The 18,458-nt window shown below is 47.9% G+C and carries 15 protein-coding genes; 7 read left to right on the top strand and 8 right to left on the bottom strand.

The annotated features are described in order from the left end of the window. Nucleotides 1–28 precede the first annotated feature (28 nt). Nucleotides 29–772 carry a sporulation protein gene (locus L1285_RS06650; RefSeq protein ID WP_235411452.1) on the bottom strand — a complete coding sequence of 248 codons (744 nt, stop codon included), beginning with the start codon at nt 770–772 and terminating at the stop codon, nt 29–31. 214 nt (nt 773–986) lie between these two features. Here L1285_RS06650 and L1285_RS06645 point away from each other — a divergent pair, with 214 nt between their 5' ends. Both L1285_RS06645 and L1285_RS06640 read left to right on the top strand, forming a co-directional pair. Next, the gene (locus L1285_RS06645; protein ID WP_235411451.1) at nt 987–2,558 is read left to right on the top strand and encodes a cation:proton antiporter family protein; all 1,572 of its coding nucleotides are present in this window, start codon (nt 987–989) and stop codon (nt 2,556–2,558) included. 284 nt (nt 2,559–2,842) lie between these two features. After that, nucleotides 2,843–3,127, top strand: a complete 285-nt coding sequence (locus L1285_RS06640; RefSeq protein WP_235411450.1) for a hypothetical protein — start codon at nt 2,843–2,845, stop codon at nt 3,125–3,127. Between the two features lie 56 nt (nt 3,128–3,183). Here the strand turns inward: L1285_RS06640 and L1285_RS06635 are convergent, their stop codons facing one another. The 6 genes from L1285_RS06635 to ilvY form a co-directional block, all read right to left on the bottom strand. Then, nucleotides 3,184–4,161 carry a sterol desaturase family protein gene (locus tag L1285_RS06635; RefSeq protein WP_235411449.1) on the bottom strand — a complete coding sequence of 326 codons (978 nt, stop codon included), beginning with the start codon at nt 4,159–4,161 and terminating at the stop codon, nt 3,184–3,186. A 108-nt stretch (nt 4,162–4,269) separates the two neighbouring features. Continuing rightward, a complete protein-coding gene (locus L1285_RS06630; RefSeq protein ID WP_235411843.1) occupies nt 4,270–6,498 on the bottom strand; it encodes a TonB-dependent receptor family protein in 2,229 nt (742 codons plus the stop codon). A gap of 10 nt (nt 6,499–6,508) precedes the next feature. Next, on the bottom strand, nt 6,509–7,786 hold the full coding sequence (locus tag L1285_RS06625) for an imelysin family protein (protein WP_235411448.1): 1,278 nt from the start codon (nt 7,784–7,786) through the stop codon (nt 6,509–6,511). 84 nt (nt 7,787–7,870) lie between these two features. Further along, complete coding sequence (locus L1285_RS06620) at nt 7,871–9,727, bottom strand: DUF4856 domain-containing protein (RefSeq protein WP_235411447.1); 1,857 nt, start codon at nt 9,725–9,727, stop codon at nt 7,871–7,873. Between the two features lie 321 nt (nt 9,728–10,048). After that, nucleotides 10,049–10,759, bottom strand: a complete 711-nt coding sequence (locus L1285_RS23845; RefSeq protein WP_235411446.1) for a winged helix-turn-helix domain-containing protein — start codon at nt 10,757–10,759, stop codon at nt 10,049–10,051. A gap of 61 nt (nt 10,760–10,820) precedes the next feature. Beyond that, complete coding sequence (gene ilvY, locus L1285_RS06610) at nt 10,821–11,711, bottom strand: HTH-type transcriptional activator IlvY (protein ID WP_046006758.1); 891 nt, start codon at nt 11,709–11,711, stop codon at nt 10,821–10,823. 127 nt (nt 11,712–11,838) lie between these two features. Here ilvY and ilvC point away from each other — a divergent pair, with 127 nt between their 5' ends. The 4 genes from ilvC to L1285_RS06590 all read left to right on the top strand — a co-directional run bounded on the left by ilvC (nt 11,839) and on the right by L1285_RS06590 (nt 17,715). Further along, nucleotides 11,839–13,311, top strand: coding sequence for a ketol-acid reductoisomerase (gene ilvC, locus L1285_RS06605; RefSeq protein ID WP_235411445.1), 1,473 nt, complete (start codon nt 11,839–11,841; stop codon nt 13,309–13,311). 219 nt (nt 13,312–13,530) lie between these two features. After that, nucleotides 13,531–15,438 carry a methyl-accepting chemotaxis protein gene (locus L1285_RS06600; RefSeq protein WP_235411444.1) on the top strand — a complete coding sequence of 636 codons (1,908 nt, stop codon included), beginning with the start codon at nt 13,531–13,533 and terminating at the stop codon, nt 15,436–15,438. 200 nt (nt 15,439–15,638) lie between these two features. Then, a complete protein-coding gene (locus L1285_RS06595; RefSeq protein WP_235411443.1) occupies nt 15,639–16,844 on the top strand; it encodes a tetratricopeptide repeat protein in 1,206 nt (401 codons plus the stop codon). Further along, on the top strand, nt 16,786–17,715 hold the full coding sequence (locus L1285_RS06590) for a M20/M25/M40 family metallo-hydrolase (protein WP_235411442.1): 930 nt from the start codon (nt 16,786–16,788) through the stop codon (nt 17,713–17,715). The genes L1285_RS06595 and L1285_RS06590 overlap by 59 nt, the downstream gene beginning before the upstream one ends. Here L1285_RS06590 and L1285_RS06585 read toward each other — a convergent pair. Further along, nucleotides 17,655–17,963, bottom strand: a complete 309-nt coding sequence (locus tag L1285_RS06585; protein ID WP_082078990.1) for a GIY-YIG nuclease family protein — start codon at nt 17,961–17,963, stop codon at nt 17,655–17,657. The two genes, L1285_RS06590 and L1285_RS06585, sit on opposite strands and share 61 nt — an antisense overlap. Before the next feature lie 130 nt (nt 17,964–18,093). Between L1285_RS06585 and L1285_RS06580 the strand changes: the two genes are divergently transcribed. Next, nucleotides 18,094–18,453, top strand: coding sequence for an outer membrane protein assembly factor BamE (locus L1285_RS06580; RefSeq protein ID WP_046006761.1), 360 nt, complete (start codon nt 18,094–18,096; stop codon nt 18,451–18,453). Nucleotides 18,454–18,458 lie beyond the last annotated feature (5 nt).

Genomic DNA, 18,458 nt, shown 5'->3' with positions numbered 1-18,458 from the left:
TACGCCTCTGACGAGGCGTAGTAATAAATCAGGCGAATAGCCTTTCAAGCTGGTCGCACAACTGAGACAGGTTGACGTGGTCATGCTCAATAGTCAGGTCGACATAACCATCGCCACGAAAAGCTCTGTCGAGCTCAATCAGCACATGGGTACGGTGTGCTTCCGGGACAAATGACAATTCAACTTCCTGTAGACCAAACAAAGATGTACTGGCAGGACGATACTCAATTTCCTGATAACAGCCAGAGACTGACTGAAAATTCGACGCTTTCAAATAACCACGCTCAACGTCTGCTTTAACCATCCTAAAGCCAAGTTTCTCCATGGCCAGTAAGCAATTCTTAACCGCTTCATTGGGATATATGTGGAGCAGATCCTTATCGCTTGGATCTAACGCCAGGTCAATATCTAAGCCGGTTTCCAGCCACACATAGCTGTGGTTATAAGGCGCATTAATTTCCGTGATCGGTGTTTCAGAATGCAACCGGGCTTCAAATGGGATCACTTTTTTCTCGCCGGGTGCTATGGTGAACTGACTGCCAACACGCCACTTTTCAATGACCTGACTTGCGTAGTATTCGCCATTTTCGCCCTCGACTTTCACTTTCGTCATCAGTGCTAACTCTAAGCCACTGATCTCTTGCTCTACATCGCCACCCAGAACCACTACTTGCGCCTGGAATTTCTGGCCAGGGTGCAGGTGTTCTGTTTCTAAAATTGTATCTACTTTCGCGGCACCAATACCTACGGATGCCAAGAGCTTTTTAAACATCTTATCTCCTCTCGAGGATGTCCCCTTATCCGCATCTTAACCACATTTTTTCAGCTTTGTCAGCGAAAATTTATGGTAATCAGTTAAATAGTTGACGATAAACTACAAAACATCCACTTTATGACACTTGTTAGTCACTCAGGTTGCTAATTTTTCATTTATAAATCAGTTTGTTTTGTTACACTGCTAACACCTTCGACTTGACTGAATCACTATGGAATTACTGTACTTTGCCGTTGCCTTCGCCTGTGGCTTTTCTGTTTATCAACTCAAACTCCCGCCACTGATTGGCTTTTTATTGGCGGGCTTTGTGCTCAACCTGTTGGGGCACAGCAGTACCGACTTGCTCACTCAGCTGGCTGACTTAGGTGTGACGCTGCTGTTATTCAGTATTGGTTTAAAACTAAAAGTATCCAACCTGATTAAACCCCAGGTGTGGGCTCCTGCAAGCCTGCATTTAGTCACCAGTATTGCCTTTTTTGCCTCTTTATTACTGATGTTAGGCGCATTTGGTTTGCCTTTGTTTGTCGACCTGTCGTGGCAAAGTGCCTGTCTGGTTGGCTTTGCATTTAGTTTTTCCAGCACCGTATTTGCGGTCAAAGTATTGGAAGAACGCGGTGAAATGGCCAGCCTGCATGGTAAAATTTCCATCGGGATCCTGGTTATGCAGGATATTTTTGCAGTCATTTTCCTGGCTATCAGTACAGGTAAGTCACCGAACGTGTGGGCACTTGCCTTGCTGGTCGGCTTGCCCTTATTGCGGCCACTTTTATTCTGGGTATTGAACCGCTCCAAGCACGGTGAACTGTTGCCGTTATTTGGCTTTTTCTTTGCACTGGTGCTCGGCTATCACGGGTTCGAATTCGCGGGCCTGAAAGGCGATCTGGGCGCGCTGATCATCGGAATGATATTTGCGCCGCATAAAAAAGCGGGCGAGCTGTCGAAGGCTTTACTCAACGTCAAAGATATTCTATTGGTTGGCTTTTTCCTGAATATCGGTCTTAATGCCAATATCTCTCTTGAAGCCGTGCTGATTGCGGTACTGCTGGCCGTCGTGTTGCCCGTCAAAGTGTTTATTTATTATCTATATACCAACATGTTCAGATTGCGTGCCCGGACCTCCCTGCTCAGTGCCTTTACACTGTCAAACTACAGTGAGTTTGGTCTGATTGTCTGTGCGGTTGCCGCCAGCAGTGGCATGATCACGGCCGACTGGCTGGCTGTGGTTGCACTGGCAGTCTCAGTCACATTTGTTTTGGCCACTCCGCTCAATAAAAGGGCGAATGAAATCTATGTCAAACTGGAACCATTACTGATCAAGTTCGAAAGCGATAAGCGACTCGAAGAAGAGCTGCCGGTTAACCTAACCGACACGCGGATAGTGATCTTTGGCATGGGTCGCATTGGTACCGGTGCTTACGAGACGATACACGCCACCCACCCAGGCTCCGTTGCAGGTGTCGACATCAAGCCTGAGGTCGTTGAAAAGCATATCAGCCTGGAGCGCCGAGTGCTGCTCGCTGATGCGACTGACCCCGACTTCTGGCAACGGGTTAACCACTCCAATGTTGATATGGTCATGCTGGCTATGCCCAAGCATATGCAGAATATTTACGCGCTTGAGCAGTTAAAGGCATCCGGATTCTCCGGCCAGGTCACCGCCATTGCAAACTATCCGGACCAACAAAAAGAACTTGAAGATTTGGGTGTACATTCAACCTATAACTTCTATCTTGAAGCTGGTAGCGGCTTCGCAGAACACGTAAAAGAAAAATTATTTTCATAGTCGAAAAAATAATTCTCAGTATCAATAGCGGTACTGAGAATTATTTCTAATTCCGCATCATATAGTTACATCTAGACGTCTAAAAATCAGGCACATAACTTTGACTGTTTTGTAACTACACGATTTACAAAGCTTTACATCATCGTTGGTAATTACCCCTCAATTCGAAGTACACTGGCCCCAGTAGGTTAGTTGCACTAATCTATTTTCTCAATTTAAATCTGATACTTATACCCCTCAATCAGGAACATTGAGTGGGGACGATATTATTCGGGAGGGCACGCATGTTAAAAAATAAATCGGCTTCTTACTTTCCAGCAGCGGTGGATGATGTAAACGCAGGCCCGCTCGCAAAATTGCAAGCGCAGCTGGACGCTATTCAAGATTCAGGAATGACAGCGTTGACAATTAGGGACATACTTTTTCATAAGATGCTGGACATGCATGCAGTACCTAAAGAACACTTTTTACGCGATCAGGCAACGCCTGAGAGATTAGACGACCCAACCATTATTGAGCAATTAAACAAGCTGGGTTTCTACCGCACCTCACCCAATCAGGTGCACTAAGTTTCAATTTACGGGAGCCTACTCTCCCTTATAGGCTGGCAATGCCCGTCGCCAGCCTATTTCTCTCTCTTCACTTCTCCGCTTGCGTTTTTTGGCAATAAAGTTAACCACGCTTCTCGCAGCGGCTTCAGATAGATTGCGCTCAGGCTATCATGACCCGCATCGTAACGCCCGACACCAATTTCAATGTCTTTGACTTGCGAGGCACGGATCAGTGAACGCCCCAGCCGGTCCCAGATAGCCAGTGCTGATCCTAAGTTGGTATCAAAATGCGCCGGATCGGCACTGTGGTGGATCTGATGTTGTGCCGGGCTGATAAACCAGTTTTCTACCTTGTCTCCCCAGCTTAGCCAAATATGTGAATGCCGCAGATTCGAGCCACAGATGTTAAACAAAAAGACAAATGCATTCGCCCCCAAAATATCAAACATACTCAGTGCGGTGCCAAAGACAAAATAGCCCAGCCCAACCACAATCCCCTGGGTCAGCGCCATCCGGCATGCATACAGGTAACTTTCAACCGGGTGAGAGCGGTAGATGGTAAACGGCGTCAGTACTTTTGCTGAATGGTGTACTTTATGAAACTCCCATAAAAACGGGATTTTATGTAGCGCCAGATGCAACAGATAGCGGGTAAAATCATCGACCAGAAACAGCATCAGTGTAAACAAAAAAATGACCACAGACTCATCCCAGGCCAAATGTAACGGGGCGCCAAATAACCATTCCAGCGCGTCTGAAACAGCAATCGCCACTGGTACCATAGTCAGGACGATAGGCGCAAAGGTCAGTGCTTTAATCAGCTTGTTAACCACAAACAAACCGTAATCCAGTTTGGCACTGTCTGAAAGCCAGACATCGCGAGGAAACAAAAAGCCCATAAACCCTTTCAATGAACGAGGGCCGTGCAACTTGCTGTACACCAGGCCTGCCATTACCACGGCACTGAGTAAATACAGCCAGTAAATGCGTTTATTTGCATCCAGTAAGTAACCGGGCAAAGAAGATATGCTTTGCCAGAGCGTTTCTACCATAAAGTGGACTGACTCCTGTAAAAAGGGCCACTGATTAGCGGCCCTGTAAGTATACTCAATTATGCCAGATACACAGCTGAATGTGCATCCGGCATGGATTCATTCAAGTTAGAATGAATACTTATAACCCAGCGTAAACTGGCGAGGTTTGCCAGGCCTTGCTCCGTAAGGACGACGACTGACGATCTTAGTCTCGTCCAGCAGGTTATCAACCTTGGCGTATACCTGGCCGTATTTACCCAGCTCATAAACCGCAGACAGATCGACGGTTGTAATCGCCGACACTTCTTTGCCCTCAAGTACCAGGTTGTAGCTACCATTTGGCGCATTGGCGTCTGTGCTGCTATCCCAGCTGCGCCCCGCCGCTTCCGACATAGAGCCCACATACTTTACCGCCAGCGATACACGCCAGTCAGGTGCCGACACACCAATGTTAAAGCTGGCCTGGTGCTCTGGCAGGTAAGGCAGCTCATCGCCGCTTTTCACATGGCCCCATTGTGCAAAGTTCGTATACCGGTCGTTTTTGAATTCACCTTTGGTATAGGTGTAAACAAAACCGTAAGGGATATCGATCTGCAGGTTCAGTGGGTAACGCTGACTGAACTGAGCCTCCAGTCCGTACACATGTGCTTCACCGCCGTTAAACTCTCTGCCCACTTCCAGGGCACCACAGTTAGACTGACCGCAGCTCTCTTTCAGGTTGCTGTAATCATTAAAGAAGCTAACAACTTCAAGCTGGGTCACCCCATCATTAAAGCGCCCACCGAATTCATAGTTGGTGCTTTTCTCGATTTCAATATCCACGGACTGCTGCGGCGATGCCGGAGAGAATCCCTGATGAACACCGAATAAAATGCCTGAATCTTCCGATAACTGATAAAAACCACTCATGCCAGGCAACCAGATACGCGTGGTTTTATTCTGCCAGTCATCCGCATTCGCATTGTTCTGATAGGCCATGTCCATCAGCTCGCCACGCACCCCCAGGCCCAGCGTCAGGGCATCGATTGTCACCTTGTCTTCAAGATAGACAGACCAGGCTTGGGTGTTTTCGGTATTCTGAGAGGTATAGACCTTATCTAATCCAAGGTTAAAGGCACCGCCGTCTCTCATCCCGTAGGTTTCTTTAAAGTGCTTGCGCTCAATCTCATCTTCATGGAAGCGTACACCGAAGGATAACGTATTGTCGAAGCCTGCCAGCTTAAACTTAGCAGAGCCATCTACCTGGATCCCTTGCGAGAAGTATTCACGGTCATTCGTGCCCATCGACAGATAGTTAGGACGGCCACTATCAGCAATGGAGTCTGCCGTGCCACTGATCACCTGATACAGACGTTGATATTGCTCATCTTCAGGATTGGCCAGGATCTCAGATAAAGTCGCATCTGTGTTGGTTAAGCCATCAAGCTTGAGCCAGGCACGTTCATAATCATTGCGGTACACTCGGGAAGTCAGGCTTACATCCTGAAACTTGAGATGATGAGAAAACATCACCTGGGTGTGCTTGGTGTCCATGTTGTCGGGCTGAGACGCGGCATAACGACGATAAGGTGTGGCATCGAAGTCCGCATCAGTCAGGCCCAGATAAGTTTCGTTGGACAGTTCATCCGCATAACTGAGCTTAAGTCCAAAGGTGTGCTCAAACTCACCTTGCTGTAGTTTATAGTTAAACTTAGCCAGTAAGTCATTTTTCTCAAACCCGGTATCTGCACCGCCATCCAAGTCTTTAAACCCGTCCGCTTGCAGATTCACCCCTTCAAGCAGGAAGCCCACGTTATTAACTACTGAACCGAAGTAAGCATGTGCTTTGCTGTAGCCATCACTGCCCGTTGCCAGATCAATGGCACCTTCAGAAAACTCAGGTACAGCACGCGTAACCAGGTTCAGCGCCCCGGCAACAGACTGAGGGCCATGTTTAATAGCCGCCGGACCCTTGAAAACTTCAACGGCCGTCATACGGGTTGTTACCGGAAAATAATAGGCTGCGGGTGCTGAATAAGGCGCCGGGCCAATCAGTACCCCATCTTCCATAATGGTGATTTTCTTACTCCGCTCTGGAGTGACACCACGAAAGCCAATATTAGGACGCAAGCCATAGCCATCTTCCTCACGGATATTGACGCCCGGCACAGAAGATAAAATACGGTGAATATCGTCGTACTCAAATTCAGCCAGCTGCTCTTCGCTAAGCAGTGTTGCAGAACCTGCCTCGGTACGTAGTTTGTCGTAATGACTCAGGATCTGAATGTGCTCCATGTCGTCATTTTTTGCATCATCATTTGCCAGTACCTGAGGCGCTGCAAGCGCCACAGCGATGGCCAACACAGATCGTTTCATCATGAACCCTTTAGTCATTGTCACCTGCCGATGTTGTTGGAAGTTCCAGAGCCAGTTTTTGGATAAAGTCATTCTTAAGCTGATCGGTCACATCTTTGACCTTAGCATGGGTGTTTGTCACCCCGGCAGTGTCTTCTTCCAAGGCTTGCTGCAAGCTGCCATTGAGTGCCGCTGTCGCAGCTTTGGCATCAGCAATCCCCTGCAACATGATTTCTTTGGTCTGGCTGGCATCCTGTTCATCAAGGAAATCATCAAAGCCGGTGGTGTCTTCACTGTCTGTGCCCTGGCCCAGGAAAATTTGCTCAAAGGCAGCAATGTTAGCCTGAATATTCTCTAACGAATGTTTGGCAAAGCGTGATTCGACCGCCTGCGGACACACGTCAGTGCCGCACTGGTTAGGAAACTCACCACCTAAAGGAGTAGCCAGTTTGTAATCTTTCAGCTCTTCCGTCATATAAAATAAGGCATCGGAGATCAGGTTAATGGCCTCGGTGACCGTGCTAAATTCACTGCCTGCCTCACCGGCATTTTTAAGCTTAGCCGCATAGCCTTGGTCACCTGCCCACTCGAACATCAAACGCTCTGAGGTCTCTTTCAGATCAGTCGACACCGCAACCGCATACTGACAACGCATTGTGCGTCGTTGCTGCTCATCAAGCGTATTCCACTGTGCCAGGAGGTCGCCACTGGCCGCAGCTGAGCAGCTATGGTTTAACTCATTGTTGAACAACAGGTACTCAAGGGCATCCAAACCACGGCGTTTATCGCTGCGTTTGCTGATGTCGTAAGGCACGCCATTGATGTCACCCTGTGCAAAATACGCCACATCCTGATCGACATTGCAGTAGTTGGTATCCGGCCAGGAATAAATGTCTTTGCGCAGTGCTTTGTCATCGGCCAGCAATGGACCGACAATCATCAGCTCAGCATGTTGCCAGCTCACCATCGCCTCTTTCCAACCATTTTGCGCAGCAAGCTTGGCTTCATCTCGTGCCGCTTTGGCCGCTTCGTCCTGCAAGGTTGGATCAAATGCACTTTCCAGGTCGCAATAGGCTTTCACTATCGCCGGCTGTGCGCTGGCTTTGTCTGCAAACTGCTGGAATGTGGGGGTAAATACATTGTCGGTCAGGTTAGCGACCAGCTTTTTCTGATCGAACGTCGTGGGCTCCACCACCGGGGTCCCCTGATTATATCCCGGGCCCGCTGAGCTGGAGGTACTTTCGCCACATCCGCTTAATGCCAAACCAATGGCCGTTGCCAGTAAAATAGGTCTGGGGTGTATTCTCATTATTTGCCTCAAATGAATAGTCTAGATACGCAAAAGGCTAGCAAAACTTGCTAACCTTTTGACAGTTTAGTGAATCGTTATAACTTACCAGCCAGCAACATTCTTTTCATCAAACTTGTAGACAGCCTTTAGGATGTTACGTGCTTCTAGCAGATCCTTATTGTAATCCTCAATACCTTTAACATCATCAATGACAGGTTTATTGCCCATTAGCGTATGAAGTCTTGCAAACTCTCCTTCATGCTCTGGCGCGTAGAAAGGTGAGTTCGGATTAAACTGGAAGTTCAATGCAAAGCCTTTCATTTCAGACCAGTGTTTGGCTAAATCGGTAAAATGAGAAGCACCATATTCTTCTCCTTCATACTTTTCTTCGTGTTTTCCTTCCAATTCAAAGGCCAGACGTTCGAGGTCTTTGTGTGTGTCGTTGATATAGTGAACAACGGTAGCAGCAATGGCTTTTTCCCACGCAAGCAGCGCTTTGTTGGCATGTACCTCAAGCTCTTCTACCTTTACTGCACCTTCGGTTGTACTAATGAGCTTACGCCCCGCGTAAAATGCTTCAAATGCTTCTTTGGTTAAGTCGGTCGGATTGGTTTTGTCTGCAGTACCCAAATCACGCTTAGCAGCATTGGTCGAGTTACCAAAGTTGTATTCTGAATTGAAGTTAATCTTTCCATCGGCATTGGCATCGTTATAGCCCTTGCTGAAACCATCACGACCACCTTTACCGGCAATTTCGATATCTTCGTAATTCATATAGTTACGTGCCGCACCAAAGTAACCGAAACCCTCGTCCCACTGGTGTTCAAGGTTCGTGTAAGGTTTTACGCTGCCATCTTTCTCAACTGGTTTTGTATTGTCAGCTAAAAGTCCTTTGTCTGCGTCCAGATAGTCATCTGCTGCCTGAGAAAACGCAACCGCGCCATACAAGAACTTTTGGATCAACTGATTCAGATCTACACCATCAGCAGTCACATAAATATTTTCAATTTCAATATTCTTTGGACCGATCGCCTGCTCAAATGCACGCTCAGCAAGTTGCTCGAATAACTGCTGAACAACCAAGTCAGGAATCGGTGTTTTTTCTTCATCATCCAAGCCTGCATTTTGAGTCGTATCGACTGGCCAGCCAACAAAATCACCTTCGTCTGTCCATCCTTCTTTATCCTGACCACCGCGGTCATTCCCTGCAATTTTATCTTGCAGGTTTTTGTGAGACGAAATATCCGTTAATCTAGTTTGTGCCGCGGGCTCAGTTACCACGGTAAGTTCACGGTCTTCCCAAAAACTGTTGTAGTCTTGTTCAGACACAGCATAAAATTTGTTTAGCTCGGTTATAAGAGCTTCTTTTGTGGCATTGGTGTTTTCTGCATCAGCTTCAAACTGGCCACCGCCGATATAGTTAAACAACTCTTTGATCAATACGTGGCGGGCAATCTGGCCTGAGTAGGCAACGCTTGATTTACCTTCCTCAAAACGGCTGATGAAGTCGTAGTCCATTTCATCTTCAACATTGAGAGTGAATGAGAGCGTTACAGGATCATTCTGGCCGTCTTCTACTGAAACAGTCATCGTCACTTGTGGCTCAAGCTCGTAGTTAAGGTACTGCCCAGCTTTAAGCGCCAGAATGTCACCGTCTTTGATTTCAAATCGATCATCCGATGGTGCCGAAAACTTGTGAGTTGTATCGTCACTGTCTGTGGCGACTAGCTTACCAATCTCCACCGCAACCATGTTTTCTTTAACCGTTGTTACCTTTTCACCATTCGAATTTTGCGGTTCAACACTTGTTGGTTTTGCATTTGTTGTTTGGTCAGGGGTTTGACCGTTGTTGTTATTGTTATTGTTATTGTTGTCATTTGAGCTTGAACCGCCACAGGCAGTCAGACCTAAAGTGGCAACTAAAATAGAAGTAGCTAGCAGAGATTTTTTGAAAATCATTGAGCATTCCTTAATAAAGCAATGTTAAAAATTATTCTTAGTCGCGTTAAGTATACACCGCTTTAAATAGCAATCAATTCTATTTACGTTGTCAAATGCACGATTTAGATCAAGGAATACGCAGAAATATCCGCTTCGTGATACGCCAGGATATAGCTTACAGGAGGAAATGATTCACATAACACAATGATATACATGAATTATATTGTATTTCAAAGGGTGAGTATAAGCGGCTAGGAATAGACTATGTACAATCGAGAGCGAATGGATAGTTCGAATAATTGGAACTATCCATTGTGGAAATTTCGCCAATTTTTGGCTTTACTGAGGAGTTAACCAGGCATCTTTTACAAACAGATAACCTTTGCGCCAAACCGTTTTAATTTTTTCTGCGCCCACTGCCGTATCTCCCAGCTTTCTGCGCAGGCACGAAACACGCACATCCACGGTACGACTATTAGCCTGATAATGCTGTCCGACGACCTTTTTGTAGATTTCTTCACGACTGACGACCTCAGGCGCACGTGAAGCCAGCAACCACAACAACTCAAATTCGTGGCTGGTTAAACTAACCGGTTGCTGTGCCAGTGATACGCTGCGCTCGTTCAGATTCAAATATAGCTGGCCAAAATGCAGTTCGGTTGGGCTGTCAGACCTGACCGTCAAAAGCGATGGACGCTTGCGCACTAAAGCGTCAAGCCGGGCTCGCCATAACCGGGGTTTGGCCATACTCGGAATAACATCATCGGCGCCCAGCTCCAGCATGAGACTTTGCAGGTCTTCATTGTCCTCGTCCAGAGAAACCATCAAAGGCGCGTCGAAGCAGCTTTTGAGTGTGTTGATGGTGTCGTACTGAGCACTGGTTGCCAGCGCCTGACCAATGATTATACTATCTACCTGCTGAGCCGGATACCCTTTGCTGGTTGCCTCATGAATATTGATAAAGCGCATGGTAAAGCCATGCTGTTGCAGTGCCTCAAAAGGTGCGATGCTGTGTCCTTTTTCATCTTGTGCGATTAATACCGTTGACACGAAAAAGCCTCGTTCGAACTATTTATGCGGCTAGTCTAGTGGACTTAGCTGAACAAACGCTTTACGCAGCAAACAAACGCGCGGCAACCCGAAATAAAGCACTGACCACCGGGTCTTGCAGGCGCTTTTTCTTACATACCAGACCAATTTCTATTTCTTCGCTTTGTAATCCCAGTGTTTGTACCTGGTTTCTAAAAGGGCTTTGCTCTAACACCACTTCAGGAACATAGGCAACACCAAAACCCAAACTGGTCAGCGCCACCATGGCTTCATGACCCGACACATGCGCATAGATTTTAGGTTGCAGCGCTTTTTTCTTGAAAAATACATCCAGACGCTCTTTCAGAACACCATGTTCTGGCACAATAAAAGGCACCTGGTGCCAGGGCAGCTCACCACGATGCTGCGCCAGTAAGTCACTCAACGGGCATTTCATCGTCGGGGCAATAAACAGCAGCCTTGAGCGGCCAATGCTGAGATACTCCAGACCCTGTGGCAGGTTGCGAGGTCGAACGGCCACCGCCACATCAACCACTTCTCCTTGCACCTGGGCAATAGAGTTGGCCGGATCGCCGGTCAATAGATTCAATTCAACCTGCGGAAAGTCCTGCCGGTAACGTGCAAACAGGTCGTAAATAAAGCTATAGGAAGCCGTGACAGAGCAAAACAGGCTCAGCTCGCCGCTCAGTGGCTTGTCTTCATCCAGGCACTCGCTTTTAAATTGACGCCAGCTTGCCAGTGTCGCCTGCGCATACTGAATAAACGCCTGGCCTTGTGGTGTCAGAGCAACACTGCGATTATCACGGATAAATAGCGGCGCCCCGACCTCTTCTTCCAGCTGCTTGATCTGGCGGCTTAGCGTCGGCGGGCTGATGTAGCAGCGCTCACTGGCTCGAGAAAAATGCAGCGTGTCTGCCAGCGCCAGAAAGTACTTCAGTTGTTTGTGGTCCATCGTGTTAGTTACTCAGCGTATTTCATAATGTGAAATACAATAGTTTAAATATATCATTTTACGCAACTTAAACTTACTACTAGTCTAGAACCTATCTTTTATTCAGACCAATCAGACAGGATAAATCATGGCGAACTATTTCAACTCACTGCCGCTGCGCGAGCAACTGGCCCAGCTGGCTCAGTGCCACTTCATGGACCCTAAAGAATTTGCGGACGGTGTTAACGTCCTGCTTGGCAAAAAGCTGGTGATCATCGGTTGTGGCGCTCAGGGTCTGAACCAGGGTCTGAACTTACGTGATTCTGGCCTGGATGTGAGCTATGCGCTACGTCAGTCTGCCATTGATGAGAAGCGTCAATCATTTGTGAATGCCAGCGACAATGGCTTTGCCGTGGGCACCTACGAAACCCTGATCCCACAGGCTGATCTGGTGCTAAACCTGACCCCGGATAAACAGCACTCGGCGGTGGTTGAAGCGGTGATGCCGCTAATGAAACAAGGCGCGACACTGGCTTATTCACACGGTTTCAATATTGTTGAAGAAGGCATGCAGGTACGTGAGGACATCACCGTCATCATGGTTGCTCCTAAGTGCCCGGGCACTGAGGTGCGTGAAGAGTACAAACGCGGTTTTGGCGTGCCAACCCTGATTGCAGTGCACCCCGAAAATGATCCGCAAGGTCATGGTCTGGCACAGGCAAAAGCCTATGCCGCAGGCACGGGTGGGCACCGAGCCGGAGTACTTCATTCATCGTTCATCGCCGAAGTTAAATCCGACCTTATGGGTGAGCAGACCATACTGTGTGGCATGTTACAAACTGGCTCATTACTGTGCTTCGATAAAATGGTCGAGCAAGGCGTAGAGCCGGGTTATGCCTCAAAGCTTATCCAATATGGCTGGGAAGTGATCACCGAAGCGCTCAAACACGGTGGTATCACCAATATGATGGACCGCCTGTCTAACCCGGCAAAAATCAAAGCATTTGAATTGAGCGAAGAGCTCAAGACCATTATGCGTCCGCTCTACAACAAGCATATGGACGACATCATCAGTGGCGAGTTTTCACAGGGCATGATGGCCGACTGGCATGAAGACGATGCTAAGCTGCTAAGCTGGCGCGGCGAAACCGCTGAAACCGCATTTGAAAAACAGCCCAACTGTGAGCAAGAGATTGCCGAGCAGGAATTTTTTGACAACGGCATTTTGATGGTTGCCATGGTCAAAGCGGGTGTAGAGTTGGCGTTTGAAACCATGACCGCTGCGGGCATCATCGAGGAATCCGCCTACTATGAGTCTTTGCATGAAACCCCTTTGATTGCCAATACCATAGCACGTAAAAAGCTGTTTGAAATGAACCGCACCATTTCAGACACGGCGGAATACGGTTGCTACTTGTACAACCATGCCTGTTTGCCGTTACTGAAGCCCTTTATGGAAAAAATCGGTACAGATGTCATTGGTAAAGGGTTGCCAGACAGCTCTAACGAAGTAGATAATCAGGCACTGATCAACGTCAATGCCGCTATCCGTAATCATCCGGTTGAAGTGGTTGGCAATACCCTGCGCGGCTATATGTCTGCCATGAAGAAAATCATCTAAGCAATTGAAAATTAGCAGGATAGCCTAAGTTCTTACTCGCTATCCTCGATCCTTTGCCATTTTAGTTCGCTTGTTAGAAACCAAGGCCCACCTGCTATGCAGTGGGCTTTTTTACTATTAAAAACATGACACTATTATGACAGTGACTTTATACCTATAGGTGTTAATTATTGACCATGCTAAAATTATGACACACGGGATTTAGAAGTAGTAAGTTTAATGCATAACACTGGTTTAACAATTACACAACGAATTACTCTACTGGGCAGCCTAATCGCTGTAGTTGTCGCTTGTCTGATCGGCTTTATTTCAACCTATCAGGCTAAGTCCATGATCGAAACCCGCATGCTGGGCTCTGAATTGCCCAGCAAGGTTGAGAGCATCAACAAATCGATTAGTCAGCAAATTGGCCAGTTAAAGAGTGCTGCAAAACAGCTTTCGAGCAACCAATTTCTGCTTGATGCGGTCAACAAAGGTCAGCTGGATGAGCAGGTATTGCTTAGCGAGCTGGCACGCGTGCAAAATCAGTACGCCCTGGTTACCGCCTCCTGGGCAAACAGAGAGACACGACAATACTGGAACCAAAACGGGTTCCTGCGCGTGCTCAATCAACAACAGGATGGCTGGTTTTTCCAGTTCACGCAAAGCCCTGAGGAATACTCAATCAGCATCTACCAGGAAGCACCTGGCGATGTGAAAATGTTCGTCAACCATCAACAAACGAACGGCATTGGCTTAGCGGGTCTGGCGAAAAGTATTGATGCCATGCAAACCATGCTGGCCAATATGACCATTGAGCAAAGCGGCTTTGTATTTGTCGTTGAGAAGGCACAAGGGGTTGTTCAGCTTCACCCTGATGCAAATAAAGTGGCGAAAACAAAACTGCTTGATTTATATGGCACACAAGCGGCCGGCCAGCTGCGCAATAGCCGCGATTTCGTTGTGCTGGACCTTGAAGCCGACGGCACCCCTTCTTTGGTGGCCGCCAGCCCAATTGCAGGCACCGATCTGCTGGTCATTGCACAGGTTCCTAAGGCGGAAGTATTCGCCCAGGTTTCTGCTTTGCAATGGCAAATCGTGATCTGGTCATTGGCTGTCGTTGCGGTTGTGTGTATTGCCAGTATGATTATGGCACGCAGCCTCAGTGCACCTTTGCTAAAAATGGCTGATGTGTTCCGCCAGCTGGGCAGTGGCGACGCAAAACTGAATTACCGGGTGCCCGATGCGGAGCAACCTGAGTTGCAGGCGCTGGGTCAGGGCTTTAATCAGTTCATCGAAAAGATTGAAGCCGCTATTTGTAATGTTGCCAAAGAAAGTAGCGACATACGTGTTGCCAGCGAGCATGTCTTTGCACAGGCGAAAAAGAACTCATCGTCACTGGATGAGCAGAAGTCTCAGACGCTCTCTGTGGCCGCAGCGATAAACCAAATGGCTGCGACGGTACAGGAAATTGCCGGCAGTGCTAATAATACCGCCAAGCTCACCGACGAGAGCCGCGAGCACACCAAACACAGCCACAGCTGCGTGCAGCAAAGCCAGTCAACGCTACATCAACTGGCATTAGATATTCAGCAAATGGCAGATCAGGTTGCCACTTTAGCCAGTAAAACTCAGTCCATCGCCAGTATTTTAGATGTGATCCGAGGGATTTCTGAACAAACCAATCTGCTGGCACTCAACGCTGCCATTGAATCAGCTCGCGCAGGTGAACATGGTCGCGGCTTTGCTGTGGTTGCCGATGAGGTCAGAGCACTGGCAAGCAGGACTTCTCAGTCTACGGATGAAATTCAGGCGACCATTCAGGAGCTTACCGCAGCATCGGATTCCATTGTGACGCAGATTGCACAGTCATCCGATCAAGCGCAACAGAGTGTCACTAATATGCAAACGTCTGTGGAGCTGATGAACACCATCACAGAAACCGCCGATCAAATCAATGATATGACGACCTTGATTGCCACAGCCACAGAACAGCAAAGTAACGTGGTGGCCGATGTAGGACGTAGCATTGAACAGATCAGTGTGATCAGTGACGCCGTTATGAGTGAACAACTTGACACTGAGCAGGCAATTCAGCAGCTGGCTAATTCAGCCAAAGCGCTCGACAAACTGGTTGCCAGCTTCTAGATTACACGGGCGGCCACCTGTATGTGGCCGCTTACTTTTATAAGTAAATCATACTTATACCTTGCTACTTCCACCTTGTTCACAAAGCCCTCAGCCATCCCCAGGCCCCCATTTACTGCAACGGATTGTAACAATTTTTGCTTCCTTAACTGGCCAAAATAGCTACACTGAAAGAAAGCTGTAAGATTTAGGAACGCCCTATGTTGCCCTATGCTCGTTTTGCCCGCCGCTACCTCTGCCCTTTACTGGCTATCTCAACCTTGTTACTCAGTGGCTGTGAATCAACCAAAACAGAACCACAAGTCGACATGTTGCTGCTGGACAATGCGCCATTCAGGCAACACAGCGTCGAGACACAAAAAGACATTTTTGCGCTGGACGCCAATATTCGAGCCACACTTGACCACTATCTGGACCGCCACAATGGCTCCAACATTAAAGTGGCGGAACAGTTACTCCTGTTTCTCGTCAAAAATGGTGACTCAAGCCTGTCCTATATGCGCGGTGCCAATCTCAGCGCCGCTGAGGCATTTTATGATCTCAATGCCAATTGTCTGTCACTGTCGATCCTTGCGTATAGCTTATCGGACTACCTCGGCCTTAAAGGTCAGTTTCAGCGCGTACATATCCCGGAATACTGGGCACAAACTAAGGGCTATAGCCTGCTGACCGGGCATGTGAATTTGGTGGTCACTCAGACCAATTCCGGGGCCCGCAGGAGCAGCGATAGTCGCGAGGTGTTATATACACGCCCGATCAGTGTTGTAATTGACTTTGACCCTAACAGTCGACAACAAAAATTTGCCACATCAAAGATCAGTAAAGAACGCATCACCGCGATGTTTTACAGTAACAAAGGTGCGATGCATATGATCAATCAGGAAATGGATATGGCCTACAGCTACTTCCGGGCAGCCATAGACATTGACCCGCTCTACTCCGCAGCCTGGGGCAACCTTGCAGTTCTCTACCGGATTAACGATCACACCAGGCAGGCCGAGTCTCTGTATCAGCAAGCACTATTGATAAACGATGAAAACAAAACCGCGCTCGGTAATCTGGCGCTGCTTTATGAATTAACGGACCGACCTGATAAAGCTGAGGAAATAAGAACGCAACTTCATGCCCTGCGCAAAGACAATCCGTATTATCAGATTGCACTGGGGGATGAAGCCTTTGCCAATGAAAACTATGACAAGGCACTGAAACATTATCGCACTGCGAACAAGTTATCAGCGAAGATCCACGAAGGCTATTTTGGCCTCGCTAAAGTCTACTATGTGCAGGGTGACCTGGAGTTGAGCAGAACATTTCTTAACCGGGCGCTAAACCTCGCCAGCTTTGGCCATGATAAACAACGTTACCGCAGCAAACTGGAGTGGCTCAGTGCTGTGGCTAAAAATTAGTCTGCTGTGGCTGTGTTTTATAATAACCGCCACACAAGCCAGCACACAACTGGCAACCGATCTTAAAATTCTGACTAGCCCCGAACATGCAGGCAGAGGCTCCGGTGATAGCGAAGTCAACGCGAGTGCACGTTATATTTACACGCGCTTCGCTGAGGCTGGCCTCGAGACTTATTATCAGTCTTTTCGCTTTCGTCAGGGCCTGGGCAAGCTGGGATATGGCCATAATGTTGTTGCCACTTTGCCCTGTAACGTGCAAGTCTGTGAAAAATCGCTGGTGATCAGTGCCCATTACGACCACCTCGGCAGCAGAGGCTCTCGTTACTACCCCGGCGCCAATGACAATGCCTCAGGCGTGGTGGTCATGCTGGATATTGCAAAGCGTTTGGTATCACATCAGCGACATCGTAAAATCATTTTTGTCGCCACCGATGCAGAAGAAAAAGGCCTGTATGGCGCTCACTTTTTCGCAGCCACACTAAACCCGCAGCAGGTTGCGCTGAACATCAATCTGGATATGCTCGCGGTGAACAGAAAAAACCGTCTCTATGTACTTGCCTCTAAGCAGGCAAGTGCCTTTACTCAGGCCATCGAACCGGCATTTGACAACCAGATCCGTGCACTCGTCTATACATCTGCGGCTCATATGGCCCGCCGTTTAGACACACCCAGAGTAGACTGGCTCAGGGCAAGCGACCATTATGCTTTTCACAAAGTCGGGATCCCGTTTGCCTATTTTGGCATTGGTACTGATCCCTACCATCACACCCATAAAGATAAGTTTGATAAAATCGACCTGCCTAAGCTCGCTCAGGTTTCAGAGCATATTAATGCCTTTATATCCGCATTATCAGTATCCGCAGCGCCCTGAACCAGGGCGACTTTACGAGACTTAGATAAGCGCTTGAAACGCCACTCTAACCGGGCGGCCGTGCGCTTATCTCCCACAGCAAAACTATAAACGAGCTTGAGCGGACCTTTGCCGCGCAAGTTTTTGGCCCCTTTGCCAGCGGTGTGGTCCGCGAAACGACGCGTGACATCATTGGTGATCCCGGTATACCAATGACCAAACCGGTTTTCTATTATGTACAGGTGCCAGGGTTGCTCAGTTTTACTCATCGCTTTGACTACTCACTACAATGGATGGAACTATTTTAACGGCTAACTGTCGAAACTTACCAATAATTCTACTTTACCTTCTTTATCCATTCTGTATCATTCATACAACCAAAAATAAGGATACACATACATGCAGTTAAAAAAGCGCCTTTTTGTTTGGCTTAGTATTATTCTTGCAACGACATTACTGTCTGCCTGTTCCAGCTGGGTATACCGGATAAATGTGCCTCAGGGTAATTTCCTGGAGCAGTCCGATGTCGATAAGCTCAGAATTGCTATGACAAAAGAGCAAGTTTTATATGTATTGGGCACGCCTGTAGCTAAAGACGCGTTTAACAGCGAAATCTGGCATTACTCTTATGTGTTCAATCTGGGCCGAGACTCAGAGCAACGCCGGGAGTTGGTGGTTTATTTCAAAGAAGATACACTGAATGATATTTCAGGGGACTTTGATAAGCCGGCAGAATTCAACACCCCGCTTAGTGAATAAAGAAG

Origin of the sequence: Pseudoalteromonas sp. DL2-H2.2, from assembly GCF_021532535.1 — a bacterium.
Taxonomy (GTDB): Bacteria; Pseudomonadota; Gammaproteobacteria; order Enterobacterales; family Alteromonadaceae; genus Pseudoalteromonas; species Pseudoalteromonas rubra_A.
The sequence above is the reverse complement of the archived record's forward strand: the minus strand, read 5'-3'. Positions and strand labels throughout refer to the sequence as shown.

What these genes read in the sequence shown, in the direction of transcription:
- L1285_RS06650 (WP_235411452.1), bottom strand. Translation starts at nt 772, where the DNA reads ATGTTTAAAAAGCTCTTGGCATCCGTAGGTATTGGTGCCGCGAAAGTA.
- L1285_RS06645 (WP_235411451.1), top strand. Translation starts at nt 987, where the DNA reads ATGGAATTACTGTACTTTGCCGTTGCCTTCGCCTGTGGCTTTTCTGTT.
- L1285_RS06640 (WP_235411450.1), top strand. Translation starts at nt 2,843, where the DNA reads ATGTTAAAAAATAAATCGGCTTCTTACTTTCCAGCAGCGGTGGATGAT.
- L1285_RS06635 (WP_235411449.1), bottom strand. Translation starts at nt 4,161, where the DNA reads ATGGTAGAAACGCTCTGGCAAAGCATATCTTCTTTGCCCGGTTACTTA.
- L1285_RS06630 (WP_235411843.1), bottom strand. Translation starts at nt 6,498, where the DNA reads ATGAAACGATCTGTGTTGGCCATCGCTGTGGCGCTTGCAGCGCCTCAG.
- L1285_RS06625 (WP_235411448.1), bottom strand. Translation starts at nt 7,786, where the DNA reads ATGAGAATACACCCCAGACCTATTTTACTGGCAACGGCCATTGGTTTG.
- L1285_RS06620 (WP_235411447.1), bottom strand. Translation starts at nt 9,727, where the DNA reads ATGATTTTCAAAAAATCTCTGCTAGCTACTTCTATTTTAGTTGCCACT.
- ilvY (WP_046006758.1), bottom strand. Translation starts at nt 11,711, where the DNA reads ATGGACCACAAACAACTGAAGTACTTTCTGGCGCTGGCAGACACGCTG.
- ilvC (WP_235411445.1), top strand. Translation starts at nt 11,839, where the DNA reads ATGGCGAACTATTTCAACTCACTGCCGCTGCGCGAGCAACTGGCCCAG.
- L1285_RS06600 (WP_235411444.1), top strand. Translation starts at nt 13,531, where the DNA reads ATGCATAACACTGGTTTAACAATTACACAACGAATTACTCTACTGGGC.
- L1285_RS06595 (WP_235411443.1), top strand. Translation starts at nt 15,639, where the DNA reads ATGTTGCCCTATGCTCGTTTTGCCCGCCGCTACCTCTGCCCTTTACTG.
- L1285_RS06590 (WP_235411442.1), top strand. Translation starts at nt 16,786, where the DNA reads ATGATAAACAACGTTACCGCAGCAAACTGGAGTGGCTCAGTGCTGTGG.
- L1285_RS06585 (WP_082078990.1), bottom strand. Translation starts at nt 17,963, where the DNA reads ATGAGTAAAACTGAGCAACCCTGGCACCTGTACATAATAGAAAACCGG.
- L1285_RS06580 (WP_046006761.1), top strand. Translation starts at nt 18,094, where the DNA reads ATGCAGTTAAAAAAGCGCCTTTTTGTTTGGCTTAGTATTATTCTTGCA.